Origin of the sequence: Clostridium sp. BIOML-A1, assembly GCF_009874105.1 — a bacterium.
Taxonomy (GTDB): Bacteria; Bacillota; Clostridia; order Lachnospirales; family Lachnospiraceae; genus Coprococcus.
Window position 1 is genome coordinate 105,265 of record NZ_WWTL01000008.1, and the last position, 26,974, is coordinate 132,238.

Annotated in this window: 25 protein-coding genes; all 25 read right to left on the bottom strand. The window is 39.4% G+C overall.

The annotated features are described in order from the left end of the window. Positions 1-226: 226 nt before the first annotated feature. The 25 genes from GT641_RS08040 to GT641_RS08170 all read right to left on the bottom strand — a co-directional run bounded on the left by GT641_RS08040 (position 227) and on the right by GT641_RS08170 (position 26,963). Positions 227-448, bottom strand: coding sequence for a phosphopantetheine-binding protein (locus GT641_RS08040; RefSeq protein ID WP_008401081.1), 222 nt, complete (start codon positions 446-448; stop codon positions 227-229). Between the two features lie 4 nt (positions 449-452). Next, positions 453-1,928: a class I adenylate-forming enzyme family protein gene (locus GT641_RS08045; RefSeq protein ID WP_008401079.1), complete on the bottom strand. Its 1,476-nt coding sequence runs from the start codon at positions 1,926-1,928 to the stop codon at positions 453-455. A gap of 7 nt (positions 1,929-1,935) precedes the next feature. Beyond that, positions 1,936-3,021 carry a hypothetical protein gene (locus GT641_RS08050; protein ID WP_119962594.1) on the bottom strand — a complete coding sequence of 362 codons (1,086 nt, stop codon included), beginning with the start codon at positions 3,019-3,021 and terminating at the stop codon, positions 1,936-1,938. Between the two features lie 11 nt (positions 3,022-3,032). Beyond that, on the bottom strand, positions 3,033-4,574 hold the full coding sequence (locus tag GT641_RS08055) for an MBOAT family O-acyltransferase (RefSeq protein ID WP_243143721.1): 1,542 nt from the start codon (positions 4,572-4,574) through the stop codon (positions 3,033-3,035). Between the two features lie 102 nt (positions 4,575-4,676). Further along, complete coding sequence (locus GT641_RS08060; RefSeq protein WP_008401075.1) at positions 4,677-6,098, bottom strand: SLC13 family permease; 1,422 nt, start codon at positions 6,096-6,098, stop codon at positions 4,677-4,679. A gap of 126 nt (positions 6,099-6,224) precedes the next feature. Beyond that, positions 6,225-7,613: a HAMP domain-containing sensor histidine kinase gene (locus tag GT641_RS08065; protein WP_161117260.1), complete on the bottom strand. Its 1,389-nt coding sequence runs from the start codon at positions 7,611-7,613 to the stop codon at positions 6,225-6,227. After that, positions 7,607-8,275, bottom strand: coding sequence for a response regulator transcription factor (locus GT641_RS08070; RefSeq protein ID WP_161117261.1), 669 nt, complete (start codon positions 8,273-8,275; stop codon positions 7,607-7,609). Before GT641_RS08070 ends, GT641_RS08065 begins: the two co-directional genes overlap by 7 nt. A gap of 148 nt (positions 8,276-8,423) precedes the next feature. Further along, a complete protein-coding gene (gene clpB, locus GT641_RS08075; RefSeq protein ID WP_044945146.1) occupies positions 8,424-11,000 on the bottom strand; it encodes an ATP-dependent chaperone ClpB in 2,577 nt (858 codons plus the stop codon). A gap of 228 nt (positions 11,001-11,228) precedes the next feature. Continuing rightward, entirely contained in the window at positions 11,229-12,449 is a 1,221-nt protein-coding gene (locus tag GT641_RS08080; RefSeq protein WP_055157120.1) for a tyrosine-type recombinase/integrase, read from the bottom strand. Between the two features lie 104 nt (positions 12,450-12,553). Next, complete coding sequence (locus GT641_RS08085; protein ID WP_004614488.1) at positions 12,554-12,748, bottom strand: hypothetical protein; 195 nt, start codon at positions 12,746-12,748, stop codon at positions 12,554-12,556. Positions 12,749-13,182: 434 nt separating this feature from the next. Then, on the bottom strand, positions 13,183-13,431 hold the full coding sequence (locus GT641_RS08095) for a helix-turn-helix domain-containing protein (RefSeq protein WP_004613734.1): 249 nt from the start codon (positions 13,429-13,431) through the stop codon (positions 13,183-13,185). A 1-nt stretch (position 13,432) separates the two neighbouring features. Continuing rightward, positions 13,433-13,852, bottom strand: coding sequence for a sigma-70 family RNA polymerase sigma factor (locus GT641_RS08100; RefSeq protein WP_054752756.1), 420 nt, complete (start codon positions 13,850-13,852; stop codon positions 13,433-13,435). A 293-nt stretch (positions 13,853-14,145) separates the two neighbouring features. After that, positions 14,146-15,150, bottom strand: coding sequence for a sensor histidine kinase (locus GT641_RS08105; RefSeq protein ID WP_055267763.1), 1,005 nt, complete (start codon positions 15,148-15,150; stop codon positions 14,146-14,148). Further along, complete coding sequence (locus GT641_RS08110) at positions 15,147-15,806, bottom strand: DNA-binding response regulator (protein ID WP_015530206.1); 660 nt, start codon at positions 15,804-15,806, stop codon at positions 15,147-15,149. Before GT641_RS08110 ends, GT641_RS08105 begins: the two co-directional genes overlap by 4 nt. 58 nt (positions 15,807-15,864) lie before the next feature. Then, positions 15,865-17,832, bottom strand: a complete 1,968-nt coding sequence (locus GT641_RS08115) for an ABC transporter permease (protein WP_161117262.1) — start codon at positions 17,830-17,832, stop codon at positions 15,865-15,867. Further along, a complete protein-coding gene (locus GT641_RS08120) occupies positions 17,822-18,592 on the bottom strand; it encodes an ABC transporter ATP-binding protein (RefSeq protein ID WP_055056266.1) in 771 nt (256 codons plus the stop codon). Before GT641_RS08120 ends, GT641_RS08115 begins: the two co-directional genes overlap by 11 nt. A 166-nt stretch (positions 18,593-18,758) precedes the next feature. Beyond that, on the bottom strand, positions 18,759-18,989 hold the full coding sequence (locus tag GT641_RS08130; protein ID WP_054752748.1) for a hypothetical protein: 231 nt from the start codon (positions 18,987-18,989) through the stop codon (positions 18,759-18,761). Between the two features lie 15 nt (positions 18,990-19,004). Further along, a complete protein-coding gene (locus GT641_RS08135) occupies positions 19,005-19,334 on the bottom strand; it encodes a DUF3784 domain-containing protein (RefSeq protein WP_003061243.1) in 330 nt (109 codons plus the stop codon). Positions 19,335-19,348: 14 nt separating this feature from the next. After that, positions 19,349-19,558 (bottom strand): helix-turn-helix transcriptional regulator, encoded by a 210-nt coding sequence (locus tag GT641_RS08140; protein WP_005342572.1) that lies wholly within the window; start codon positions 19,556-19,558, stop codon positions 19,349-19,351. A gap of 1 nt (position 19,559) precedes the next feature. Continuing rightward, positions 19,560-19,874, bottom strand: a complete 315-nt coding sequence (locus GT641_RS08145; protein WP_055267761.1) for a DUF6442 family protein — start codon at positions 19,872-19,874, stop codon at positions 19,560-19,562. Positions 19,875-20,018: 144 nt separating this feature from the next. Further along, a complete protein-coding gene (locus GT641_RS08150) occupies positions 20,019-20,921 on the bottom strand; it encodes a conjugal transfer protein (protein ID WP_161117263.1) in 903 nt (300 codons plus the stop codon). Positions 20,922-20,937: 16 nt separating this feature from the next. After that, positions 20,938-21,945: a bifunctional lysozyme/C40 family peptidase gene (locus GT641_RS08155; protein WP_117628732.1), complete on the bottom strand. Its 1,008-nt coding sequence runs from the start codon at positions 21,943-21,945 to the stop codon at positions 20,938-20,940. Then, on the bottom strand, positions 21,942-24,137 hold the full coding sequence (locus GT641_RS08160) for a YtxH domain-containing protein (RefSeq protein WP_117628731.1): 2,196 nt from the start codon (positions 24,135-24,137) through the stop codon (positions 21,942-21,944). Before GT641_RS08160 ends, GT641_RS08155 begins: the two co-directional genes overlap by 4 nt. Next, positions 24,137-26,587: an ATP-binding protein gene (locus GT641_RS08165; protein ID WP_117628730.1), complete on the bottom strand. Its 2,451-nt coding sequence runs from the start codon at positions 26,585-26,587 to the stop codon at positions 24,137-24,139. Before GT641_RS08165 ends, GT641_RS08160 begins: the two co-directional genes overlap by 1 nt. After that, a complete protein-coding gene (locus tag GT641_RS08170) occupies positions 26,565-26,963 on the bottom strand; it encodes a conjugal transfer protein (protein WP_003061368.1) in 399 nt (132 codons plus the stop codon). The genes GT641_RS08165 and GT641_RS08170 overlap by 23 nt, the downstream gene beginning before the upstream one ends. Positions 26,964-26,974 lie beyond the last annotated feature (11 nt).

Here is a 26,974-nt window from a genome sequence, read left to right on the forward strand (position 1 = left end):
TTAATATGCGTCCTGTCGGCCTCTCATACATAGAGGCAAATAACATCTGTAATTTACCTGTTCAGTATAACATCCTGCTTTACTTTTTACGACGCACTTCACAGATTTATAACAAAAACTCCCTCAAAGTTTGACATCTTCTCTGCCTGCTGGCAGACCTGTCATTCTTTGAGGGCATTCTATTTCCTGTTATACTTTTTACTATCAGCACATATTTACGATAAAATTATTTCAGATCTTCTACCAGCTCATACAAGGCTTCTGCAGAATTGAAATTATCAGATGTGATCTCATCACTTGGGATGATAACATCGTATTTGTCTGCAATCTCCGCAATGATCGTTATAATATCCAGAGATTCCAGTATCCCATCATCTACCAATGCATCTTCATTTTCAAAGTCAACATTTGGCTTGATCTTTTTTAACATTGCAATAAAATCATTCATAATCTTATTCTCCTTTGTTCTTTGATTCTGCTATCTTTTTTATTTCTTTTCGAAGAAGCGAGCCCTTAAATGTCTTCGGTACTTCTTCAATATAAAATATCTTCTGTGGTAGCTTATAGCTTTCTACCTGTTGCTGCATATAGATCAAGAATGCAGCTTCGTCAAAACCATTCTCTTGTACAATCAGCATAACCGGTAATTCTCCGGTAATCGGATCATGAACGGAACTGTAGGCACAATCTGCCACACCCGGATACCGGATCGCAACAGCTTCTACCTCTGCCGGCGAGATCTTGCTTCCGCCATAGTTGATAACATCATCTGCCCGTCCAACCAGAATAATACTGCCATCTTCATCCATATAGCCAAGATCATTTGTCATAACATAACCATCCACTACCGTTTTCGCAGTAAGCTCCGGATCATTGTAATAGCCCTCCATAACAATCGTACCACCCCAACCCAGTAAAGCAGGCTGTTTCTCGGATCCATTCTCTATAACATTTCCTTCTCCATCTATAAAACGCACCAGAGAATTGACGGTCGGATATCCGATACAACCATTCTTATTCTGTCGGCTAAATTCCAGAATACATGAACAGCCGGCTTCTGATGATCCATAAAAATTATAGAGTCTTGTATTCGGAAGATACCGGAGTAATTTTTCCTTATCTGTTTCCGGAAGTGGTGCTGACCCCACCTGTATATAATCAATCTGATCCGCATATTCGGAGATCCTGTCACCTGACAGGTGAAAGATCATTCCGAGCGTTGCCGGAGAAATCGCCATAGATGTTGCATGATACTGCTCGAGCATCTTCCAGAGATTGCCGATCAGCGCCATGCCATTCATCAGACAAACGGTTCCGCCATTAATCATATCCGACTGATACCGTCTTATACCAAAGGAATGATTAAGCGGCATCGGTATGATCTCCACATTTCCCGGTTTCATCTGTGTTCCTTCCATGACATTTCCGGCGATAGCAACGTCATTCTTATGATACATGACAACACCTTTTGAGTTCCCAGTCGTACCAGTCGTGAATAACAACATTGACCATGTATCTGAATTCGGAAGTGGATATTCCAGTTCTTCTGCACTTTTCATCTGCTCCACCAGCTTCTTTGTGGATAACCAGCACATTCCCTCTGACTCTCTATTTGAGATCAGCCATTCTGCATCCACCTTATCCCGAATCTCCTGTATACGCTCCGGTGAAGTGGATCGCTCTACAGGAATCACAAGTGCCTGTATATATTGCAAAGCCGAAAACAAAACCATATAATTAATATCCTGAGTACATCGCAAAATAACATGTGCGTCCTTTTTTATACCATTTCGGACCAGCACATTTGCCATCTTTCTGATCGCTGTCCAATACTCCGAATATGTCAGATATTTTTTTAACTCACAGACAGCCGGTGTATCCGGCTGTGTCTCCGAATATTTTTTTATATAATGAAGCACTGTTTCCATTTCTATATTATTTCTCCTTTACAATATTATCTTCCCATTTCTGCATAAGTGTAGTTCTCTCTTCGTGCCATAGTTCACAGGCATGCTGCCATTCAGCTTTTTGTTTTTTATCCAAATCAGCACTCAATCCATATTGTTGTTTCATGTATTCTGCCAGATATGTTGTCACTTTCTGCGAACCTGCAACATTGGTATGTTTGCCATTGTATAAATCCGTTGAAAAGTCAAGCCCTATGTCATCCACATAAAGATTCATATCCAGATAATCATATCCCTGTTTCTTACAGTATTCACCGATCTGCTTTTGTTCAACGATCTGATCTTTGCGTGGTTTATATGGGGTAAATATTAAAAGCACCTTTTTATCCAGCTCTTTTGCCTTGTCCTCAATTGCATCTATATAAGTTTTAGATTTCTCCGATAATATCGTATCATCATCTGACTCATATACCAGTTTTTTCTTTGCTTTTACATCTGCTCTTACATTTACATATTTGTCTGAAACCGGTTCATTTTTTAATCGCTCGATCAAATAGTCTCTGTCGTATTCCATTAAATTATTATGATACTTTAATACCGAGAACATCATTTCCATCTTACTTATCAAATCTTCATCATATAAATCATTGATCATTTTTAAACGTGTAATTGACGGATTCATTCCGGATGTTACAACCTCAAATCGATATTTCTGTTCTTCCGGACTAATCGCATCATACTGATCTCTCGCTACTATATTTCTAAGCTCTACCACGATCAAATCTGCATCCTGACTTTTGACTGCTTCCTCCATAATATATGGTATCTGACAGATATCCTGACTGGCACTTCCTATAACCGTGGACGTAAACCCCTGTTCTTCATATGCCTGCGGAGCTATCCAATAACGATACAAGGCACTTGAACCAATCATGATCACATCAATAGTATTTTTATCTTCCGCATAATATGTTGCCCACATATCTGTATCATTATCATCCGGTCTTGCAAACTGACCAGTCTTAGAAACCAAATATACTAATATAACGAAAAATATTATAACAGATATTATTTTCTTTATAATCTGAAATCCTTTTGTGTTTATTAATTTCATTTTAGCTCCTTTTAGAATTGCTCATATATAAATACAATCTGGCTGCCGGTTCCATATACTCCAAATATCAGCACGCATAAAATACCGGCAATAAGAACCGTCCATCGCAGCCAAAGATTCTGACGCAGCAGCCAGTCTCTGATATCTTCCTTTATTCCTATTTGCTCCCGAATCTCCTGTGCAATTGATACACATAACAAAATCAGTACACCGATAAAGATTACTCCCCACTCCCGCTGAGATATAGAAAAATCATTTACCAGATCATAAATTTTTCTGTAATCTACTATACAGGATGTAATCATTTGAAAACTCGCACGGATTCCCTTTCCCATAAAAATGATACGTCCGATCACACATAATAAAAATGTCCGAAGCATCCGGAATATATTCCAGCTTATACAGTTTGTCCGTATATTCAGTTTCTCTGTTAATTTAGCGACCGGCTGCTCAAATAATGTCGATAAGCAGATCAGGATTCCGTGAAACAATCCCCAGCCGATATAATTCCACTTTGCCCCATGCCAGAGTCCGGTCAGGATCCATACGCACAGGATCGGTACACAAGAGGCAAATCCGGTTCCTATGGTATTTCCCAGATATTTCCGCACCTTGGTATTCCATTTCAACAGGATCTTTGAAGTCGATACCGGATAGAATACATATTCTCTGAAGAACGCTCCGAGTGAAATATGCCATCTTCTCCAGAACTCCGGCAACGTCTGGGAAAAATATGGCCGCCTGAAATTTTCTCCAAGCGTAATGCCAAAGCACTCCGATGCGCCACGTACGATATCCATGCATCCGGAGAAATCACAGTAAATCTGGATGGAGTACATAACCGCCGCCAGAAAGAAGATCATACCTTCATACTGATCAGAATGTTTAAATACTTCTGTCACAAATGGACTGATACGGTCTGCCATCACCATTTTCTTAAGTGCTCCCCACAGAATCAACCATGTACCTTTTATCACCGTATCATAATCAAACTTATGCTTTTCCCATAGTTGATGCGCAACCAGTTCATATCGCGCAATCGGTCCCTGCGTAATATGTGGAAAATATAATACATACGACAGATATTTCAGAAAATTCTTCTGTGCATGGATCCTTCCGTTATAGACATCAACCAGATAAGAGATCATCATAAAGGAATAAAAAGAAACTCCAAGCGGTGCAGGGAAATGCCAGTCCGGAATCCGCTGTATCGCTTCGTATGGAAGAAAACGTTTGATGTTCTCGATGGCAAATCCTGTCACCTTGAATACAATAAGCGCACCTATTACGATCAGCAATGCTAGCACCAGATATTTCTTTCGTTTCTTTTTCTGTGCTGTTTTTATCTTTCTTGCAGTTCTCTTATCTGCATCCAGAAGCAGCCGGTCCTGTTCCTCCAGATTTTTCTCCATCAACATTGTCAACGGATATACCAGAAATGCGGTTCCAACTACGATCAGGAGATCATCAATCCCACTATAAGCATAGAAAACCACACTTGCGGCAAGGAGCACCCACCACTGGATTTTCTTTGGTACTATATAATATATCAAAACTGTAACTGCTAAGAATACTATAAATATGTATGATACGACAGACATGCCTTCTCTCCATTTCTTTCTCTTTGTTTCACGCCCGTTTCTGTATGGCTTTTTTTACACCGTACTGAATGTGCTCCAGTATTTTAACAGCAATGTGCAAATGATCGACATTACAAGAATAATGATAAGGGAAATCTTCCAGCCTTCCCGGAACATATACTTTGGTTCCAGTCCATATCCCACCGGAATCGCACGAATCGACGTTGGCAGCATATAAGACAGGTTCACACCAATGGATGCTACGTATATATACGGAATCGGATTCAGCCCACATCCCTGTGTGATTGAGATCACAAGTGGAATCGCAACCGCTGCCGTAGCTGTATTTGAGGTCACATCCGACAACAGTAGTGTTGCAGTCAGAATGATCAGGATCGTTACAAAACCACCCTTCATATCAAGGGAAGAAATCACTTCTCCAAGTGCTTTTGCAACACCTGTTGCATTGATCAGGCTTCCAAGTGCCAGACCTCCGGCAAATATATACATCAGATCCCAGACGATCTTTCCCTGCACCTGTTTCCAGACCATGATCCGTTTTCCCTCTTTATTTGTAAAAAGAAAGGCGATGATCGCACAGATGATAAATACATATGCAGGCTTTAATCCCGGCAATATATCCTGATAAAGCTGTCTGGTAAATGCCAGACCTGTTGCCACTACAAACAGCACAAGTGCGGATTTTTCTTCAAAGCTCATCTTTGGAAGCTTCCGGTACTGTTCCGCAAAATATTCACTGGAACCACCTAACAGATCTGTCTTCTTTACATCACGAAGAATAAATACTACATTGATCAGCATTAAAATCAGCATAACCGGAAGGAACCGGATAACCCAGGAGGAATACATATATTCTTTTCCGGTCAACTGCTGGATATATTCCACCGTTACCAGATTCATAGCCCCACCAAGTGGAGATGCCAGACCACCAAGTCCTGTCGCATAAGCGATCGTCAGCAGGATCTTCGATGCCGTCTTGCTGTTTTTCACGTCATCCATTCCAATATATTTCAGCATAGAAACTGCGATCGGCGTGATCGTTGCGCATACTACTGCATTCGGAAGCACCGCAGATAATACCATTGACAACGCAAACCAGAACACAAGCTGCATTCTAAGACTGTTTCCGATCAGACGCAGAAACGTGATCGCAATTCGTTTGTCCAGTCCTGTATTTTCCCATAATACTGTTATGATCGAAGCTCCAAGCAGCAGCAGAATCGTTTCGTCCGCATAATTCGATATTATGACCTTCATCTCCGCCATAGGAACTACTGCATTGATCGCAATCGGCAAAAACGCCGTTACTGCATAATCTACCGGACCTGTTACCCACCAGTATGCCATCCAGAATACCGTTCCAACTGCTGCCCGTTCTGCAAATGTCGGCAGAACTGAATGCGGTAAAAGAAAGCATGCCAACAGGAATAGAACCGGTCCAAGTAACAAATGAATCAATCGTTTATAATTTCTCATATAATCCTCCAAGCAAGTCCTACTCGATATATTGTTCTTTCTACATAAAAAAAAGAACCCTAATATCGGATTATAAAAATCCAATATTAAAGCTCTATTAAAAATTCGACATTCTTCTATTTATTTTTAAGGTTTTGGAATAAAAAATGTGAAAATACTTCCTTTATTCTTTGTACTTTCAACATAAATCCCTCCCCCATATAACTCAGCAATCTTCATTGCCTGTGAAAGTCCCAGACCAAAGCCTTCCGCATTACGATCTTTTTTTTCTCGATAAAAGCTTTCAAATATTTTGGATATATTTTCTTTCTCTATTCCACAGCCTTCATCCTGAATACGAATATACGACTTTCCGTCTTTCTCTCCACAGGACACATAGATTTTAGCTCCTTCATTGCTATACTTTACAGCATTTGAAAGAAAGTTATTTATAACAATATAGATAAGATTCATATTTGCCTGTATGATAGTCGGCTGAAGGGAATATTCAAATGTAATGTGTTTCGTATCAATATATGCTATATCATCACATGCAGATTCAATTACATCCCGAACATCAATATCTTCTATACTGAATGTTGTCCCCTTTCTATCTATTGCAGTCATCTGAAGCAATTGATCAACCAGATTCTTCATACGGTTTGTCTGTCGCTCAAATACCTCTATACTTTTTATTGCTTCTTTATCCTGCTTCTTTTCTGCCACCTCTCTCGACACCTGGCATTGTGCATGCATAACAGCAATAGGCGTACGAAGTTCATGGGATACATTCGCATTAAATTCTTCCTGACGTTCCAACTCCTGCTGCACTCTCTGGTACAAATGATTATTTGCATCTGTTAACATCTGAAGTTCTTTAAAACATCCTTTATATTCCAGACTATCCGTAAAATCCAGATTCTCCCCGCTCTTTTTTATCGATTCATTCAACTGTCTCATTGGTACAGCGATCAGATATCTTAATAAAAGGGCAAATAAAATAAAAAATGCGCCAACAACTCCTATCACCAAATATGACTGATGCCACAGTTCGCGATAATTGTCTTTCACCGCCTGTTCCGATATCATAGCACATACCAGATAAAAACTGTCATCCTCCGTTCCATTCTTCATTTTTCCACGTCTGGTTGCTACGTAATAACGCTCTCCCTGAAAGGTTACTTTTGTAAGACTCTGTAATCCGATATCAAGCCCGGTTCTGAAATCATCCGGCATTCTGCCATCAAGAAAACTTCCGTCTCTTGACTGTAAAAACACATATACATTTTCGTTATAAGTATCTTTCTCTTCCAGATCGTAAAAATCGCTTTTTATATACGGATTCTCACTCTCATCAAATCCTATATTTTTTTTTGCACGTTTCACTTCCTGCGCCAGTTCTGTATAAGCCAGATATTTAGTATCCTCTGTGATCAGATTCTTCTGCATCAATAAAAGACATATCGTTCCTGCTGCAATGATAAGTCCACAAACAATAACAGTAAAATTAATAAATGAGATTTTCCTTTTTAACATTCCAGTCTATAACCTACTCCCCGGATCGTATGTATCAGGTTTTCCTCAAATGGATCATCGATTTTTCTGCGAAGATATCGAATATATACATCATCTACATTTGAATTGATATCATCATCAATGCTCCATATATTTGCACGAATCTGTTCTCTTGTGACAACAATGTTCCTGTTTCGCACCAGATATTCCAGGATTGCATATTCCCGGACTGTAAGATCGACAGTCACACCATCCCGGACAACCCGGTGATTATTTGTATCAATCTGTAATGACCCATAATTCAAAATGCTGTCATTACTTATATGTACAGTACGAAGCATTACCCTTAACCTTGCGAGCAATTCCGAAAACTCAAACGGTTTTGTCATATAGTCACTGGCTCCTGCATCCAGTCCCCTGACAATATCCTGCGTTTCGGACTTTGCAGTCAAAAAAAGCACCGGAACCTGTATTCCTTCTGCCCGGATTGTTTTTAAAACCGACATACCATCTTTCTTCGGAATCATAATATCCATTATAACTCCATCGTAACTTGCTGTCTCCAGATAATCAAGTGCTGCCTGTCCGTCAAAACAGGCATCTACATTGTAGCCTTCTTTTGTCAGTTTATTACATATTATATGATTCAGATCCAATCCATCTTCAACAACCAAAATGCGCATGGACACAACCTCCCTATCCTAATATACAATGGCATACCATCATTAAAATAAGATTAAAGGGACTGACACCGAAAAATATTTTCAATGCCAATCCCTTTTATCATGCTTATTTTAGTTGTTACCAGGCATTTACTACCTGTTTATATTACTACTTCTCATTTCTCGCTGTCAATTTCTGACCGTCATAGTCAATGATGATCGCTGACTGGGTGGACACTTCACCTGCAAGGATCATACGGGCAACCAGCGTCTCGACATTCTTCTGAATAAAACGCTTCAATGGTCTTGCACCATAGACCGGATCATAGCCCTGATCGATGATCGCACTCTTGGCCTCATCTGTAAGCTTGATCGTAATCTCCTGTCCGGCCAGACGTTTGTTCAGATCCTTGACCATAAGATCAACGATACTGCCGATGTTCTCTTTGCTTAATGACTTAAAGATGATCGTCTCATCGATACGGTTCAGGAACTCCGGACGGAAGTGCTGTTTCAGTTTATTCATAACTGTCTCCCGTATCTCATCAGTAATCTCGCCACCGCCTTCTGCGATATCCACACCACCGATATTCGATGTCATAATGATGATCGTATTCTTAAAGTCTACCGTTCTACCCTGTGAGTCCGTGATACGTCCATCATCCAATACCTGTAATAATACATTGAATACATCCGGATGTGCCTTCTCAACTTCATCGAATAAGACAACCGAATATGGTTTCCTACGAACTGCCTCGGTAAGCTGTCCGCCTTCATCGTAGCCTACATATCCAGGAGGCGCTCCGATCAGTCTGGATACACTGTATTTCTCCATATATTCACTCATATCGATACGAACCATGTTCTGTTCATTATCAAATAAAGCTTCTGCCAGTGTCTTTGCAAGCTCTGTCTTACCTACACCGGTTGGTCCAAGGAACAGGAATGAGCCGATTGGCTTGCTTGGATCCTTGATTCCTGCTTTGGAACGGATGATCGCATCGCTGACATATTCAACAGCTTCATCCTGACCGACAACCCTCTTATGAAGTTCATCTGCAAGATTCAGTGTCTTACTCTTTTCACTCGCCGTCAGTTTGGCTACCGGAATACCGGTCCACTTGGATACAATCTCCGAAATTTCTTCTTCTGATACGACCTCATGTACCAGCTTTCGTTCTTTCTCCGATGCGGACTGCTCTGCCAGTTCCAGCTCTTTCTGAGCTGCCGGAAGTTTGCCATACTGCAATTCGGCTGCTTTGTTCAGATCGTAATTTCTCTGGGCAACCTGAATATCATTCTTGATCTTCTCGATCTCCTCTTTCAGGTTACGGATCTTCTCAACGCCTGCCTTTTCATTCTCCCATTTGGCTTTCAGATTATTTGCTTTATCCTTTAACTCTGCAAGCTCTAACTGTATATCCGCCAGTCTCTGCTTGCTCAGGTGGTCTTCCTCTTTCTTCAGTGCGGCTTCCTCGATCTCAAGCTGCATGATTTTTCTTGTGATCTCATCGACTTCGGCCGGCATGGAATCCAACTCCGTCTTGATCATCGCACAGGCTTCATCGACAAGGTCGATCGCTTTATCCGGAAGGAAACGATCTGTAATGTACCGATTGGAAAGTACCGCTGCACTTACCAATGCACCATCCGAGATCTTAACTCCATGGAACACCTCATATCTTTCCTTGATACCACGAAGAATGGAGATCGTATCTTCTACCGTCGGCTCATCGATCTGTACCGGTTGGAAACGACGTTCCAGAGCGGCATCCTTTTCAATGTACTGTCTGTATTCGTCAAGTGTCGTTGCACCGATACAATGCAGTTCGCCACGGGCAAGCATAGGCTTTAACATATTGCCTGCATCCATTGCGCCATCTGTCTTACCGGCTCCAACAATCGTATGCAGCTCATCAATAAAGAGGATTATCTCACCTTCTGATTTCTTTACTTCATCCAGAACTGTCTTCAGACGTTCCTCAAATTCACCACGATACTTGGCACCGGCAACCAGCGCACCCATATCCAGTGCGAATATCTTCTTATTCTTCAAGCCTTCCGGCACATCACCTCTGACAATACGCTGTGCCAGACCTTCTGCAACCGCTGTCTTACCTACACCAGGTTCACCGATCAGAACCGGGTTATTCTTGGTCTTACGGGAAAGGATCCGGATCACGTTTCGTATCTCAGCATCTCGTCCGATAACCGGATCGATCTTCTGCTCTCTTGCCCGTTCCACCAGATCGTATCCGAACTTCTCCATTGCTTCATAGGAATCTTCCGGATTCTCACTGTCTACCTTTTTATTTCCTCTGATATCTGCCAGAGCCTTTAAAAATGTGTTCCGATCGATCGCCCATGTTTTAAGCAATGGCTTCACATCGGAATCGGCTTTTTCAATCAGTCCAAGGAACAAATGCTCAACCGATACAAAGCTGTCTCCCATCTGCTTTGCTTCCTTTTCAGCCTGAATGAGCGCCTTTGAAAAATTATTTCCGGCGTACAGATTTCCGCCACTTACTTTTGGCAGTGATGCAAGCTTATCTTCCACCCTATTTACCGCTGCTGTTACATCTATATCGAGTTTTTCAAAAATCTTCGAAATAAGGCTTTCGTCTATCTCAAGCAATCCTGCAAGTAAATGAATCTGTGCAAGCTCCTGATTATCATATTCCAGGGCTTTATCTTTCGCTTTTTCTATTACTTCAAGCGACTTTCTTGTGTATTTGTCCATATCCATAATCATTTACCTCCTGACATATAAAAACTACTGTAATTCAAGATACACTTTCATTACAGTAGTTAACATAACACTTTTTGTTAGCACTGTCAAGAGGTGAGTGCTAATTTTTTGAGATTTTTTTTGCAAACCCTTTAAAATCAATGGTTTGCAGTATCTTATTTCTTTTGAAATTGTGATTTTTTCTGTTTTGACACCAATTTGACACCAATTTCTCTTTTTGTGGTGTCAAGCATTTAACACCATACTATCTAGTCTTGCAATCTCATTTTCAATCCTTGTCAGCTCTCCAATATGGTTATACACTTCCATTGTTACATCTATATGAGCGTGTCCCATAATATATTGAAGAACTTTTACATCCATACGGCACTCTGCCATTCTGGTACAAGCTGTGTGACGCATTACATGAGCTGAAAACTTTGGTAACAGCTCTGCTTTCCTATGCTCTTTTTTTGCTCTCTCTACTTCGGTTTTGTTATATGCGTCTACAATGTTGTATAAAACACTATTTACGCCATTCGGCATAAGCGGTCTGCCCGATTTTGCTGTAAAGACAAACCCCGAATACCCGTCCACCTCAATGCTCTTATCCTTTGCAAGCATAAAATTGATTTTCCTTTGTTCCTCAAAGGCTTTTGCAACTTCTTGTGTCATAGGTATAATACGAATACCCGACTCCGTTTTTGGTGTAGAGATATGGAACTTGCAACCGTCGCCTAAATTCTTATAAATGAGCTGGTGGTCTACATTAACCGTTTTTGCCTTGATGTTTATATCTTTCCATGTAAGACCAATAAGCTCCCCACACCTTAACCCCGTACCAATCATTATGGTAAACATAGGATAATATGTGTTATAGACATTGCTCTGTTTTACAAACTCCATAAACTTTTCTTGTTGAGAAACTGTTAAGGCTTCTTTTTCCTCTGCTGTTTTTCCATAATCACTAATGGAACTTTTTGCAGGGTTCTTTCGGATAATATCATCATCAACAGCCATTTCTAATGCAGGATAAAGCAGGTTGTGAATATACTTGATTGTAGAATAAGCATATCCAGCTTTGGAAAGTTTCGCATAATACGCTTTAATATGTGAGGGTAAAAGCTGAACAACTTTAATATTTCCAATCTCGTCTTTTACTCTGTTTTCCCAAGCACGAACATAACTAACTCTTGTAGTATCAGCCAGCTCACGAGTTTCCATATAACGCTCAAATAACGTGTTGAGCGTCATTTTTTTGATTGCTCCGTCTGTCAATATGTTATCTTCCATATCTTTTGCAATCTGCTTCTCTTTTTCTCGAAGCTCTGGTAAATCTTGTGCATAGACTGTCAATCTCTTGCCTGTTCTTACATCTGTATAACGATAACTGTATCTTCCATCATTACGCCAGTTTTCGCCCTCTCTTAATTTTCTTCCTTTTGGGTCTTTTCTACTAATTGCCATGAGAACCATTCCTTTCTGAAAAAGCCTCTTTTCTTGTTCTCACAGCGTGCTTTGTCCTTTCTTATTATACTACACACGCCAGAGAACATAAATAGAAAATCGCTCTATTCTTCCAAATATAACAAGTATTTCTTGACTTTTTCTATGGAATAAAGAACCCTGCGACCTATCACAATTTTTGCTCCTGCCTGCTCGCCAATCTTTCTTGCAGTAGCACGACCACAAGATAACATAGCAGACAGTCCCTCTATATCAACAGCAATCGGCTGTTCCGTTGCTCTTATCTTCGTTTTATTCATATTCCAACACCTTACCTCGCTGGAACATCACATCATTTAACACATCAGTATTTAACATAATGTAACACCCCCTTTACTGTGTGTCTATTTATAAGTTACATAAGCAGACAGACGGCTTTGGAAAGCTCCATTAGTATCTCAACTATTCCCATTCTTGTGGGCAGAACCGCACCATGCGGACGTATCATTATTCTGTGAGGATAGGTCATGGCAAAACGACTTTTCCAACAGTCGCTCTCGGATCACTGCGTGGGTCGCTCGCTTTCTTTTGGAAAGGTCGTGGCGTACAGTCCCCGTGGCTCGCTATCTCACAAACGTATCTGTCTGCTTTATTCAGTTGTCAAAGAGCTGTGGCGAAAGCGTGTTGCTTTCATGTAAAAGCAGGGCAGAGCAGGAAAGAGGGGGACATTAAACCATGGTCTGCTAAAAACTGCTTATTCTTCTTCGATTTCTAAGGCAATATCAAACCCTAAAATCATTTTGATAAGTGCTTCTCGGATAAGTCCCTTTAACTCCATATCTACAACAATATAGACATTGCCGTATTCATCATAAAGTGGGCGCAAACAGCACTTTGATATGTACGGGTCATAAAATGCCAGTATTTTTTCAATCGCTTTTTCGTCCCCGTCCATTGCTTGCGAAAGCAAATAGTAGGACGGCTTCTTAAATGTTTGCTTCATTTTACTGCTTCTCCTTTAGTATTTTTTTCATAGTTTCCAAAGCATGATGTCGGTTTCTAAATACACCGCTTTGCGTAATCTTTTGTAAGTTGGCAATTTCACTTTCTGTCATTTCCAAGAAGTAATACATTAACAGAGTATTTCTCTTTCTTTCTGGAAGTTTTTTCAAGGCTTCTGCCAGCTCATCATCAAGGACACGAATATCAATGCCACATACTGAAAAGATTGTATAATCTGTTTCGTAGTCGTCCCTCACAGCAAAATTTTCAACGAAAATTTCTGGAAGTTCACAGAATGGAATTTCTTTATCTTTTCGTCGTTTCAATCCTTGTTGGTAGTCCTTTACAACATGACGGACAACTTTCTTCAAACAACTTTCAAAGCGACATTGAACTGTTTTCTGGAAGTCAGACGGTTTCATCAATCTCACCCCCTTTCCACTATGATTTGAAAAGTGTTTATCCCTCTTTCCGCACCATATAGGGAATGAAAGGTGTGATTTAATGACCTCTTTTGAAAAATTTTTAAATTTTTTTCGGGTATGAAAAAAGCCCGCACAAAACATATAGTCTGTACGAGCCTTTAAAGCTAAAACATATTCAATTTTTAATAGTGTGCTATTAGGTGGAATTTGATTGCAAATAATTGTACTTAAAGTTTTCCATAATGCAAGCCCCCTTAAAGCACCGTATCAATGTTGGCATGGTTTTCAAATTACTCTGAAAAATTATGAACTGTTCCTTTTGGAAATGTAATGGTCAGTCTTGTATATTCTTTTTCCGTAGAAGCAATATCCAATTTCAAGCCCAACCTATCGCATAATTTTTTCGATAGATACAGTCCCATACCCGTTGCATTTGCCTTGTTTCTATTTGAACCCGTAAAACCTTTTTCAAATACACGGGATAAATCAGACGCTTTTATTCCACAACCATTATCTTCAATCACAAACAATATATTTGTACCATTGTCTTGACTGTATATCGTCAGTTTATTTTCTTGCTTATCAAAATACTTAATCGCATTTTGCACGATTTGAGATAGAATGAATGTCAGCCATTTTTCATCAGTATAAATGACATTTTCTATGTCATGGATATTGATAATTGTTTTTCTTTCCATAAGCGAATGACGGAATTTCAGAATGACATTATGTATCACTTCGTCTAACTGCAACTGTTTTACAAAATAGTCCTTTTCCGTATTTTCGCTTCTTGCATAGTAGAGCATTTGTTCCACTAACTGAAATATTTTGTCTGTTTCTTTTTTTAATGTGTAATTTTTTGTATTGTCAAACGTCAAAGACAATGCTCCTATCGGTATTTTAATTTCATGGACGAAACTTTCCACATATTCTTGATAGTCCTGCTTTTCCTCTGTGATTTTGCCGATTTCATCATTCATAGATTTGCAGGCTTTTTTTAGTGCGTAGCAATAGGCTTTATTTTGAAATTCTTTTGGCTTTGGTAAAACGTCTGCAATATAATAGGTTTCTTCCAGTCCGTCTACTAAATCAATAATATGTTGTGAAACGTTACGTTTCTTCCGATACAAACACCATTGAAAAAGCCCTTGTATGCTGATGAACAGAATTACCAACGATACAACAAACAGCGTATCTACACCGTAGAAAATCAAGAGAAATGCTACTACGGCAAGAAAGAAAAGCTGAAACAATATCTCTGTTATTTTTTCTTCTAAGAATGTAAAAAAACTCACAGTTTCCAACCCTTTCCTCGTATATTTTCCAATAAATGAACAATACCGATTTCTTTCATTTTCTTTTTTAGACGGGTCATATTAACCAATAATACATTTTCGTCTATATAATATTTGTCATTCCACAGCTTTTCCAATAGTTCTTCTTTGCTAATAACTTTATCTTCGTTCATAAAGAAGTAGTACAAAATACGAAATTCATTTCTTGTCAGTTCAATGCTTTGCTCTTGATACTTCAAAATGGATAAATGTAAATCAAGGGTACAATCTTTTTTGACAAGCTCACGGAAATTATTCGGGTTTGACAACTGCAATGCACGCTTGATCTTCTCAAGAAGAATAAGCGTGTCATACGGCTTTGTTATGAAGTCAATTCCGCCCACTTGAATACTTTTCAATTCGTCAGCATTTGTATCTCTGCTTGTTACAAAGATAATCGGTACTGGCATGACTTGTTTTATTTTCCTGCATACTTCATAGCCATTCTCATACGGCAGGTTAATATCAAGCAGAACCAGTTCTATGGAATATTGCTTTAATTCATCTGTCAGGTTTCCAAAGTCAGTCAATAAAACTGTTTCATATCCTTGTGTGTTCAATAATTTAGAAAGCTCCAAACGAGTGATTTCATCATCTTCGATAATTGCTATTCTCATTTCAACACCCCCTTGATTTATCATTATAATAATTCCACAGCAGGAGAGCTAGAAAAGTCTAACTCTCCTCGTTGATATTTCGTTTAAAACCAATATACGTTGCAATCCAGTAAATACTATAAATTAGGAAGAAGATAATTAAATTCAAGCCAAAGTAGATTAGATAAAGGTGTTTATCTCCCAAAATTTGTTGATACACATTATTCAATGACGACATCATCACAAAAGAACATAATATTGCTGATATTGCAGGGACACAAAATAATATCAATAATTGTTTTCTGATTGTCTTAAATAGCGACTTATCATTTATTCCTAATCTTCGCAAGGTCAGGTAGCGATATTTGTATTTAGTAGAGTCGCTCAATGATTGAACTGCCAAAATTGTCCCTACTGCGGAAATCAAGATAAATGCAATGTACATAAACAGACTGGCTACTATTGCAACCATTGCTTTTTGTTGTTCTATTTCTGCACCTCTTACATTTACTCTATACGATTCGTCATTTATTTCTCCATTTTTATCAACCTTTACTAATTGATGTTGCATATCTTCTTTTATCTTGTTTTCTAATTCTGCATCTGTTTCTTCTTTTGTATCTATAATCAAATGATTTTCTGATACTTCAAGTCCTTGAACATATTTATCTGGAAGTACAACAACAAATCTGCCAGTATTAGTTATAGAGTTCCAATAAGACTTAGTGTCATATCCTTTTAATTTCAAATTTTTATTTGCTACTGTTATAGTTTCAATGTCTTTGTTATCTTCAACCTCATATGCAAACTTGCTATTTGTAACTATATAGTATTCGTTATCATTTAAAGAAAGCAACGGCATCTTTCTTAATTCTAGTAACCTATTATAATCACTTAACTTCAAGACTGGGTCAAAATCATAATATTCTGATTGGAAGAAATTTTGTACCTGATGATTCGGCTCTTTATAAATGTCGTACTCAATGGTATTATCAATCGTATATTCTTCTTCAATTACTCGAATATATTCATCAAATACCTGCTTATCATCAAAGAGTTGTACATCATATGGTGCATTTAAATTCACGCTGATATCATACGAAGCTTTGTTGATACTAGAATAATTCAGAGCCAGCAGTGAAGTTAAAATCAACATAGACAATGTACCAAATGTGAAGCTCATTGTTCTTGCTTTAGAAGCAAATGTTCTTGCTACAAACAGATTGTCATTTTGATATTTCATTTTTTTATTCTTTAACAAAACAGTCAAGAACATATCTGCACAAGTTGTAGATATACCATAAATGCTGATAATCAACATGATTACGCTCACCATCAAACAGGTAAGTGTTTCTTGCTTATTAAAATTATCCATAGTACAACGTGAATTCCAGAGAAAAAGAGAAATCGCACCAAGAATAATACTTAAAACAAAAATGACATTTCTTTTTTTACTGTCACGGAACATTTTCTTTTCATTTTGTTTATCAAAGTAAAGAAAATCACGTATCGTCATTTTACTTATTCTTCTTAATAGATTAAGTAAAACCAAAACATAAATAGTTAAAAAACAAATTATCAATAGTCCAATAGAAACAAAATTCAAAGAAATAAAGAGAGTTTTTGGAATACCCAGTAAGTTTACAATTACTAACGACACAAACTGGCTGAATAAAAAGCCAATAGGAATAGCTAATACAAATGCTAAAATTCCCAACAGTATATTTTCAATTATAACTAAGTGGGCAATTTCTTTTTTCTTAATGCCAAGAAGCATATATGTTCCTAATTCTTTACTTCTTTTTTCAAACATAAATTTCGTTGTATAGTTGATCAAAAAGCATATCACAAAAATAATAAGGATATTTACAGCGAACAATGAATTCTTAAATGCATCCATACTGGAACATAACTTTACAATTTCATCAGAGCTTGCCACCAAATTAAAAGCAAATATAAGAGAAACGGATGCAGTAACGGTTATCAGATAAATCAAATAATCTTTAATATTTCTTTTTGTATTTCTATACGCTAACTTACCTAACATTTCCCACTTCACCTCCAAGCAAGGTTAATATATCCAGTATTTCATTGAAGAAATCTTTTCTGCTTTTTTCCCCTCTGAAAATTTCATTGAATATTTTACCGTCTTTCAAGAACAAAATACGTTCACAGAAAGACGCACTAAACGGGTCATGTGTTACCATTAAAATAGTAGCCTGCATTTTCTTGTTGATTTCAGACATTGTTTCCAGTAATAATCTGGAAGCTTTTGAGTCCAAAGCTCCCGTCGGTTCATCAGCTAATATCAGTTTCGGTTCATTGATTAAGGCTCTTGCACAAGCACAACGCTGTTTTTGTCCGCCAGAAACTTCATAAGGAAATTTCGATAAAATATCACGAATACCCAATTTATCAGCGATAGCATGAACTCGTTTGTCAATATCAGCAGGGTTCTGTTTGTTGATTACCAATGACAAAGAAATGTTTTCTTCAATCGTTAAAGTATCTAAAAGGTTGAAATCTTGAAAAATGAACCCTAGATTTTCACGTCTGAAATCAGCAAAATCTTTATCCTTGATTTTTGTAATATCTTGATTATTGACTGTAATGTGTCCACTGGTTACAGTATCAATCGTAGAGATACAGTTTAATAGGGTAGTCTTTCCAGAACCACTAGCTCCCATGATTGCGACAAATTCGCCCTTGTCTACATACATAGAAATACCGTCTACTGCCTTTGTGATATTTCCAGAATTACCCCCATAGTATTTTTTTACTTGCTCTAAATTTAAAATGTGTTCCATTAAAAATCGCTCCTTTCTTCCTGCCACATTTATTTGTTTTGGAATACAATTAAATTATAGCAAGGGCAGTATTCAATTACACTTACAGTTTTGAAAGTAAACAGAGAGTAAAAGAGCCGTGATAATGCAGATCACAATTCTGTGAAGCATTTCCACGACCCTTTTATTATAATTTTACCTTTGTCTTTTTCGTAATGGTATAAATGTATTCCTCTGGTGTAGGGCGTTTATTTCCAAAATACTTTTTGAAATTTGCCTGCACTTCTGGGTCGGTGCTGTTAATAGCTTCATCAATCGTAGCTTCTATATCCGCCCGAACATCAGCCAATGATACACCGCCAGCCTTTGCACCAGCTTTCAATGCCTTTTTTATATCTCTTTTGTTCAGTCCTATCATATTCATACCTCAATTCTACTTTTTAAAGCTAATAAGTTTTCCGTTGTATTTTACAATGATGAATATGATATAAAACACTCCTACAACAATCAAAATAAGACCTATGTAATAGCCTAATTCAGAATGAGAGATTAAATTGATAATCGGCATAACAAGAATACCAATACTAACCAGTAAAGTGCCTATTCCTATTTTTTTTGTAAACACCTTTTTATCTTTAGGGTCAAGTTGTGTATAATGATAACCATGTAATAAAGTAATATTCTCTTTTATTCCTATTTGATAAGATGTAAAAAGTAAAAACAATCCTATAACTATTTCAACAATCAATTCCTCTAATTCCATAATCGTTCTCTCCTTTAATCAAAATAAAATAATTCTTCAAATTTTTTATCTAAAGCTATACAAAGCACTAATGCCAATTTTGCTGTTGGATTGAATTGTCCAGTTTCAATAGAACTAATTGTATTCCGAGAAACCCCGACTAGTTCAGCTAATTCTGTTTGTGATAATTTTTTTTCTTTTCGTACAGTTTTTAATCTGTTTCGCAAAATTAAATGTTCGTCCATTCTATAAACCTATCATTAAAAATTTATAAAAGTAATACCCCATAAATAGAAGAAAGAATAAAGCAATAACAAATTTGGATTTATTTTTTGAAATATGTGCTTCATAACCCATAGAGCCAAATGCCACAGACCCAATAATTGTCATTATGTCATAGTAAGGTTCTTTACAAACTGCTTTAATGAAAAGAATTAAAATGCAGATAAATAAAACAAACATTAAGCCAAAAGATTTCCCTTGAAGTTTAATATGTTTTTCGTATTCATCAAGATATAGATTCTCTTTTTTGTTTTGTGATAGTATTTTTTCTTTATCCATTATATAACGCTCCTTTCAAATAATACCAAGTACACTTGTCATTTATATTATAGCATTCGGTCATTACAAGTCAATATTTTTGCACAGTTTTCTTGTCGTTTTGTAAAAGCGTGCAAATCTGATAGGAAATGCACGCTATATCATTTATCCTACAATCTTCCAGTTACTATCCTTATGTAGCACAAGCTCATACTGCGATACCTGCGTCGCTTTTGTCTGATTATCAATGAATTTTACCGCAACCTTGACTTTCACATTGTCGCCGTCCTTTATAAAGATAGGGTTTACCAGTTCAGAATAAATGTAGTCCCTGCCGATAGGTTCAATCACATTTCCCAATACATAGTAAGCAAGCTCTTTTTCCGTCGCTGTTGGGTACAGCTTAAAGAATGTTTCCAGAAATGCGGTAGCGTCGTTTACAGTATCAGCGTCTACACTTGCGTCTGCTTCTGATGTCTTAGGCTCATAGTCTGATTTTTCGATTGCTGGTGCAAGGGTAGGGTTCTGAACGATTACCATATCCCCGTCAGCGTCTATATGGACTTTTACGGTATAGGTTGCTTTCACATTGCTTGTCTGTTCTCCCTCTTTTATCTGCTGATCTACTTCGTAGGTAGCAGAAAAAGTGTCCATTCCCGACTGTTCGATACTCCACACAATCACATCTGTAACTGTGGAGCTGGTCGGTATATCCGTTCTGATTGTATCACCATTCAAGTCCTGCAATTCCTTTGTCAGATAACCGCTGATTGCCTGCGTCCTTGCTTCAATCGCTTCTTTGCTGTTATTCCATATGTAATAGGACTTTGCGAAGTTCTTCACAAAATTTTCAATCCCGTTGGTGTCCTGCAAGCGAAGCTCAATGATTTCTTTTTCGTGGGTCGTGTGCTGGTCGATAGCGGTAAAATTCTTATATACCCCAAAGCTCACGCTTGCGATAAGCACCACCCATAACGCAATCACGGTTTTCTTATATATGCCTACCTTGACAGTACGCACCTTTTTTTCTTTGACATTTTCTGTCTGTTTCTTATTCTTCTTAAACATATTTTTCAAGTCCTTTCTATTGTTTTACTCGTCCTGCACCGATTAAGTGCTGTTGCCAGTAACTACTACTTAGGTCTGCATATCCTATCGGGTCGCCTGCATGGTACATTTTGTTATTTCCCACATATATTCCCACATGGGTTACATACGAACCAGCGTTATAGGTAGAATGAAAAAACACCAAGTCCCCAGCCTTTGCCTGCGAAAGCGGAAGATGTTGGGTAGCGTCATACTGTGCTTGTGCGGTTCTCGGTAAGGAGATACCAACTTTTCCATAGCACCATTGCACAAGTCCGCTACAATCAAAGGAAGTGTTCGGGTTACTGCCACCATACACATACTTCCAGCCTTGATATTTCAACGCTTCATTCATAATCGCTTGTGCTGTCGCATTATCAAAGTGTGCCACAGTCAAATATTGATTGACTAATTCCACATAGAACATATTTCCATAGCCATACCGCCAGCCCCCGTTCTTCGCAACGGCTATCGGGTTGGTGTAGGTTACTTTTTTACCGCCCGACTTCTCACGGGCAAAATTTTCTGCAAGATTAAAGGTATGCTTTTTCCCGTTTCCAGCCACATATCCCACATAGCCACCGCCGTAATTATAGGACTGTATCGCTACATTCAAATCGTCGATACCTTGATTTTTGCAGGAAGAAAGCAGGGACGCAAAATATTTACACCCCTGCTTGATTGAGCTTTCCGTATCTAAAGAGTTGGGCGGTAAGCCAAGACTTTCCGAACTCTGCATAACATCTTCTGCCGTACCGCCACTTTCTACTTGAATGATAGCCAATAGCACATTGACATACTCGGAAATGCCGTATTCTCTGGCGTATTTTTCTACCATAGGCTGATGTTTCAAGACTTCTGCGGACAAATTCATACCCGTAATGCCAGAAGAAAAGTTGCTGTTCTCGTCGTCGCTGTCCGCACTAATCAACACACCAAAGAAAAGCACCATAGAAAAGAGGATAGGAAACAGACTGCCAATGATAGCGATATGTTTCAGTTTCATTTTTTCTTCTGTCCTTTCTTCATCACAAGGTTACGAGTTTTCTCTGTTGTCTGCTGGTTCTTTTGGACGGTTTGCGTCTGCTGAACCTTTGTCCTACGGTCTTTTGTGTAATTCTGGCGTGTTTCCTGCGATACCACTTTTTCTACATTCTGCCTATGTACTGGCTGTGCAGACTGGGTCGCTTTCCTATCAGAAGCACCAGAAGATAATGGACGCTCTTTGATAACATTTGTCTTGACTGGCTCGCTTGCTTTTGAAGTGGTCGCTGTGGCAGGACGTTTGACTTCCTGCGTTTTTTCAACACTCGGCTTTGGAATGGTTGAAGCTGTGGCTGGTCGCTCATGGGGACGGGTAGCTCCCGTTGTCGCTGATCCGTCAGCCTTTCGCTGTGCCTGCCTTGTTTCTTGTGCCTTTTGAAGCTCCATACGCTTGTCAGCGATATTTTGTCTATGCTGTTCCTGCTTTTCCAATCGTCCCGTCTGTCTGGACTGCTGTTCCTGCACCATGCCACGCTTGAAGTCGGACACGCTGGACTTTGCCTTTTCCTTTGCGGAATACACCGCATAAGCGGTCTGTGTCGGCATATCCTTGATATTTTCTTTGACAGCATTTGCCTTGTCTTTCACTTTATTTTTCGTATCTAAGACAGCACCCACCTTTGAGCCTGCACGCTGTCCCATGCTGGAAGTGGTATTGCCCCGACTGTCTTTTGTAGCTGTGTTCCTTGTCGGTTTTCTGTTTGAAATCGTGCTACCTGCCACCGCACCAGCGACACCGCCAGCAGTAACCGCACCAGCAAGCCGTCTTTCCATACGTCTAGCCCTATGTGCCAAGTATAGATATGGTCTGCGGAAAATTCTTCGTCCCATGCTTTGACTGTCGTTAGCATTCAAAGAGAACATACTCATTAAGTCGCCCAGCTTCATGTAGATACCAGCGAAACACACTATCTGCAAGAACGCCACCATGAAAAACGGATAGTCCGTAGATATGTTATAAAACATACTGGAAATGCTGAACGCCACCGTTACAATGAGCGTTATTCCTGCCCGTGTCATTATGGTATTAAACACCCTTACGATTGCCTGCTTTGCCATGCTTTCATAACTCGGTATCATGGAGAGTAGAAAACTGATAGGCAGAAACATAGCGAAGATAATAAAAAGTATCTGGCTAAATAACATCATGCCCGTAAGCAAGAATACAAATATCGTTATCCCTAGGTTAAAAAACAATAGGAAGAACACCATGCCTAAACGGTTCACGACCTGCGGTATCGTCAGATTGTTGTTGTCGTTGTCCTCGATTTCTGTTTTCACGACTTCCTCTCTGGTCTTGCCGTCCTCGTCCTCTGGGCTTGCCGATACGAGAGCTTCCACACGGTCTGTCCCGATTTCCTCTGCGTTGCTGTTCCCGAATTGTAAGAGTAACCACGGCTGTTCCACTTGAATGGAAAATAAGCTGTCCCGTATCAAGTCCACGCTGTCCTTGCCCTCACTGTCAGAGTTGGGGAGCATGATTTTTGTTCCCAAGTCAAGTGAAGCGGTACTGATGTCTGATGAAAACTCATTTATCTTTTTGATGTAATCGGGAGCATAGGCAATAAATGAAGCAGACAACACGAATACCACCACAAAGTTGATAACGGCGTGAAGTGCCTTGCTGGTTTCTCTTTTTATCAGTCCCGTATAGGCAACATAAAGTCCCACCACTAAGATAATGAGAAGCAGAAAACCGATATAGAAGCCCGTAGAAGAAAAGCCGTTCTGTGTTACACCTGCAAGGGTCTGTATGCTTTTTCCGATACTGTCTGCCATATCGTTAATAAAATCAAGTTTGTAGGCTTCCTGCACCACATAGCCCGTAGCATTGCTTAAATAAAGGCTTATCGTCCAGACAAAGTTGGTAATGCAGTAAAGCCCGTATTGCACCGATTTTCCGATACCGTCCAGCCAGTTCCACGGAAGCCACGACCAGCTATTATCCACATAAAAATCAAGCTGGTAGTTGGAAAGGGGATATTTTGAGTAAAGATTTTCTGCGTTTATGGTATCGTCCACAAGCCCCGTCGCATGAGCCACCGTCCCCAGAAGTGAAAGCAGGATAAGGGAGAGTGCCACCACGAACAGAGCCATTTTGAGAAAGTGGAAAATCTTCTTTTTTGTGAACGCACCTTTTATCCTTTCTTTCATCACTCCACCTCATTTCTCTGTACGGGCGGTCTGGTATCAAAGGCGTGTAGCAGTTCTTCAAAGACTGGGTGTATCTGCACCACACCGACACGCCCGTATAAGTCCTGCAATAAGCATTGTCCGTTCTCCAAATCACGAAGCCGTTTCTGGTTGTTCTCGTCGTCCTTGTCGATACCGAAAAATTCTAAGGTCTGTTTTATCTCGCCCAAGTCGGTACTACGAAATGCAAACTTCAAGCCGATATTGTTTTTCAGACTTTCCTTTGACACGTCATAGGCAGACTGGGTAACAAAATAAACGCCTGCCTGCATAGCTCGTCCAGCACGCACCAGCTTATTTGATAAGGTTTCGCCTTGTGCCACATTTAAAAACGCCCACGCTTCGTCCAAATCGACAATCTTAAAAATGCTTCTGTCCGAATGGATAAAATCAAGGGCAAAGGTACTAATCACAATCAGCATAGACACCGACAATAATTCAATGGTCGTGTATTCCTCAAAAGTGGTATCTTTATCTGGCAGTACAAGGTCGGCTACTTGAATGATATTGAGCTGATTATCCAGACTGATAGCATTTTCTACCGTACCGTCCGAAAACAGCAGGTGTGCAAAATCATAGTCCGTAAAACTGTCGATATGGTCTGCGATATTTCTTGATACTGGTGTATCTTCTTTTCGCAATTCTTCAATGACGTGTAACAGTCCTCCTTTTTCGCTTTGGGTAACGGAACGCACCGCCTTACGAAGTACGGGAAATTTTTCGCCGTCCCTAGAAGAAATACCCGTAAGGAATGTCAAGATGTCGATTGCCAGACTTTCAGCGTCTTTTACATTCTTCATAATCACGAATGGGTCAAGAAGTCCTGCATTGTCCTTGTCGCTGGTAAGGTTTACGATATTGATTTCATGGGCGATTTCTGGGAGTGTTTCTTTCCAGTTGCCACGCTCTGATTTTGGGTCTAAAATAACCGCTTGTCCCCCAAAGAGAACGGAGTAATACACCAGAAGATTGTTGCAGAACGACTTCCCACCGCCAAGCGAACCGACAAAAGCAGAAGCAAGGGCGTTTGTTACTGTACCTTTTACACCTTGACTGGCAAGGGACGGTTGCAGATACACATTTCTTCCCGTATCAACGGAATAACCCATATAGATACCCGTGTTTTCCCCTAACTGCTGGGTAGCACCAAACCCAAGCCCTGCCAAGAAGTCTGATTTTACATACTGCACATAATCATTGATATATCGCTTGCTGGCAGGAAGAAATTCAGAATGAAGCCCCAGCATATCCCCAGCAGGACGCACCAGCTTTACATTGAGGTCGTCGTAAAAGTCCTTGACTTCATCACAACGGCGTTTCAGCTCGTCAAGATCGGGTGCACACACCCGTATGACGTAGCTTAACTTATACATACTTTCTTTGCTCTGGTCTAAGTCCGTTTCCAGCTCGTCCACGCTGTCTAATGCGTCCACCACATTTGAGCTGGTTTCACTTCCTGCTTGATAGGCGTGGTTATCCAAATCTTTTAATTCCTTTTTCTTGTTGCGAACTGTCGTTAATGCTTTTCGGTTCTCCACGATTTCTACATTCATGGAAGTATCAACGGGAAAAGTAAATTGCTGTTGCTGGAAATAGAAGATTTCACTTGACGGAAAATCGAGCTCCCCGACAATCGCATTGACGGTAAAATAAGACACATAGCTTTCCTTGTCCTCATGCTCCAATCGTAAATACCGCTGGCATTCCTCAATCACACACCTTGTCGGACGGATAAGGTCGTAGTATTTTATCAGCGTTTCCTTTTTCAATTCTTTCTTTGGTAGCTGGTACTCATAATCTTCATAAGCGATACCGTCCCTGCCGTAAAGATGTTCCATGAGATACCCAAAATCATTGATTTCCAAGCGACGCACCTTAAAGCGACGGGAGATTTTATTTTCCAGTAACTTTTCCATTTTCATGTAACGGTTGATTTCATCATTCGGCATGGAAACAAAATCATTCATCAGCGTATGGTTCACTTCATGGAGAAATTCCGTGAACGTCAGCCACGCCGATTTTTTGATGTTCTTCAGATTGAGCTGTTCTTCCGTAACCATGAGCTTAAAGCCAAGAAAAAAGCGGTAGTCCACTTGATTATCCCCAATCATAGATACTAACGCTTCGGTCTGTTCGTCTATCTTCTGGTAGGCAACTTCCTTTAATTTTCCCGTTACCAGTTTCTTTGACTGCTCCTGCATACTTCGTATTGAGCTTTCTGTGGCAATCTGCAACGCATGAATTTTACCCTCACGGGACTGTGCAATGAGCTGTCGAAAGCTGTCATGCACGATAAATTTCTGCTCTGCGGATAAGAAAGAATAGTTGTACGGTATCAGCTCATAATAAGCAAACACCTCATTGTCCTTATTCCAGACAAGGTTATTGTCAATATATTTTATCGGGAACATAGTTCACACTCCTTACTGCCGTGATTGTTTCATTGAGTATCTGCTTATGCAGTTTTACGGCTTTTCCTGCATAAGTGATTTTAGGTCGCAGGGCATAGGTTATCTGTGATTTCAAAAAGCTGTACGGCTTCTTTCCGTCAAAGGTTTTCTGCGACATAAACCAAGTGAGAGCAACGGGAATACCAAAGTATTTGAGAAATGCTCCCTCAATCATGGAAAGTGGGGGAATATCCCCAAACAGAATGATGATAAATTCTGTAATCACAAACCATGTAATCTGTGTAAAAGTAACGGGAAAGGGCAAGTTAAAGTCATTGATTGCATACAAGACTTTTTCCACGTTCCAGATACCCGTATAAGATTTAATCTTTTTCAAGTTCTTTCAGC

Bases quoted from the DNA above. Each gene is read 5' to 3' on its own strand.
- GT641_RS08145 (WP_055267761.1), bottom strand. From the start codon at position 19,874: ATGGATAAAGAAAAAATACTATCACAAAACAAAAAAGAGAATCTATAT.
- clpB (WP_044945146.1), bottom strand. From the start codon at position 11,000: ATGGATATGGACAAATACACAAGAAAGTCGCTTGAAGTAATAGAAAAA.
- GT641_RS08140 (WP_005342572.1), bottom strand. From the start codon at position 19,558: ATGGACGAACATTTAATTTTGCGAAACAGATTAAAAACTGTACGAAAA.
- GT641_RS08100 (WP_054752756.1), bottom strand. From the start codon at position 13,852: ATGAAACCGTCTGACTTCCAGAAAACAGTTCAATGTCGCTTTGAAAGT.
- GT641_RS08160 (WP_117628731.1), bottom strand. From the start codon at position 24,137: ATGAAAGAAAGGATAAAAGGTGCGTTCACAAAAAAGAAGATTTTCCAC.
- GT641_RS08165 (WP_117628730.1), bottom strand. From the start codon at position 26,587: ATGTTCCCGATAAAATATATTGACAATAACCTTGTCTGGAATAAGGAC.
- GT641_RS08040 (WP_008401081.1), bottom strand. From the start codon at position 448: ATGAATGATTTTATTGCAATGTTAAAAAAGATCAAGCCAAATGTTGAC.
- GT641_RS08065 (WP_161117260.1), bottom strand. From the start codon at position 7,613: ATGTTAAAAAGGAAAATCTCATTTATTAATTTTACTGTTATTGTTTGT.
- GT641_RS08095 (WP_004613734.1), bottom strand. From the start codon at position 13,431: ATGAAGCAAACATTTAAGAAGCCGTCCTACTATTTGCTTTCGCAAGCA.
- GT641_RS08070 (WP_161117261.1), bottom strand. From the start codon at position 8,275: ATGCGCATTTTGGTTGTTGAAGATGGATTGGATCTGAATCATATAATA.
- GT641_RS08045 (WP_008401079.1), bottom strand. From the start codon at position 1,928: ATGGAAACAGTGCTTCATTATATAAAAAAATATTCGGAGACACAGCCG.
- GT641_RS08120 (WP_055056266.1), bottom strand. From the start codon at position 18,592: ATGGAACACATTTTAAATTTAGAGCAAGTAAAAAAATACTATGGGGGT.
- GT641_RS08155 (WP_117628732.1), bottom strand. From the start codon at position 21,945: ATGAAACTGAAACATATCGCTATCATTGGCAGTCTGTTTCCTATCCTC.
- GT641_RS08115 (WP_161117262.1), bottom strand. From the start codon at position 17,832: ATGTTAGGTAAGTTAGCGTATAGAAATACAAAAAGAAATATTAAAGAT.
- GT641_RS08050 (WP_119962594.1), bottom strand. From the start codon at position 3,021: ATGAAATTAATAAACACAAAAGGATTTCAGATTATAAAGAAAATAATA.
- GT641_RS08150 (WP_161117263.1), bottom strand. From the start codon at position 20,921: ATGTTTAAGAAGAATAAGAAACAGACAGAAAATGTCAAAGAAAAAAAG.
- GT641_RS08080 (WP_055157120.1), bottom strand. From the start codon at position 12,449: ATGGCAATTAGTAGAAAAGACCCAAAAGGAAGAAAATTAAGAGAGGGC.
- GT641_RS08110 (WP_015530206.1), bottom strand. From the start codon at position 15,806: ATGAGAATAGCAATTATCGAAGATGATGAAATCACTCGTTTGGAGCTT.
- GT641_RS08060 (WP_008401075.1), bottom strand. From the start codon at position 6,098: ATGAGAAATTATAAACGATTGATTCATTTGTTACTTGGACCGGTTCTA.
- GT641_RS08085 (WP_004614488.1), bottom strand. From the start codon at position 12,748: ATGAATAAAACGAAGATAAGAGCAACGGAACAGCCGATTGCTGTTGAT.
- GT641_RS08135 (WP_003061243.1), bottom strand. From the start codon at position 19,334: ATGGAATTAGAGGAATTGATTGTTGAAATAGTTATAGGATTGTTTTTA.
- GT641_RS08130 (WP_054752748.1), bottom strand. From the start codon at position 18,989: ATGATAGGACTGAACAAAAGAGATATAAAAAAGGCATTGAAAGCTGGT.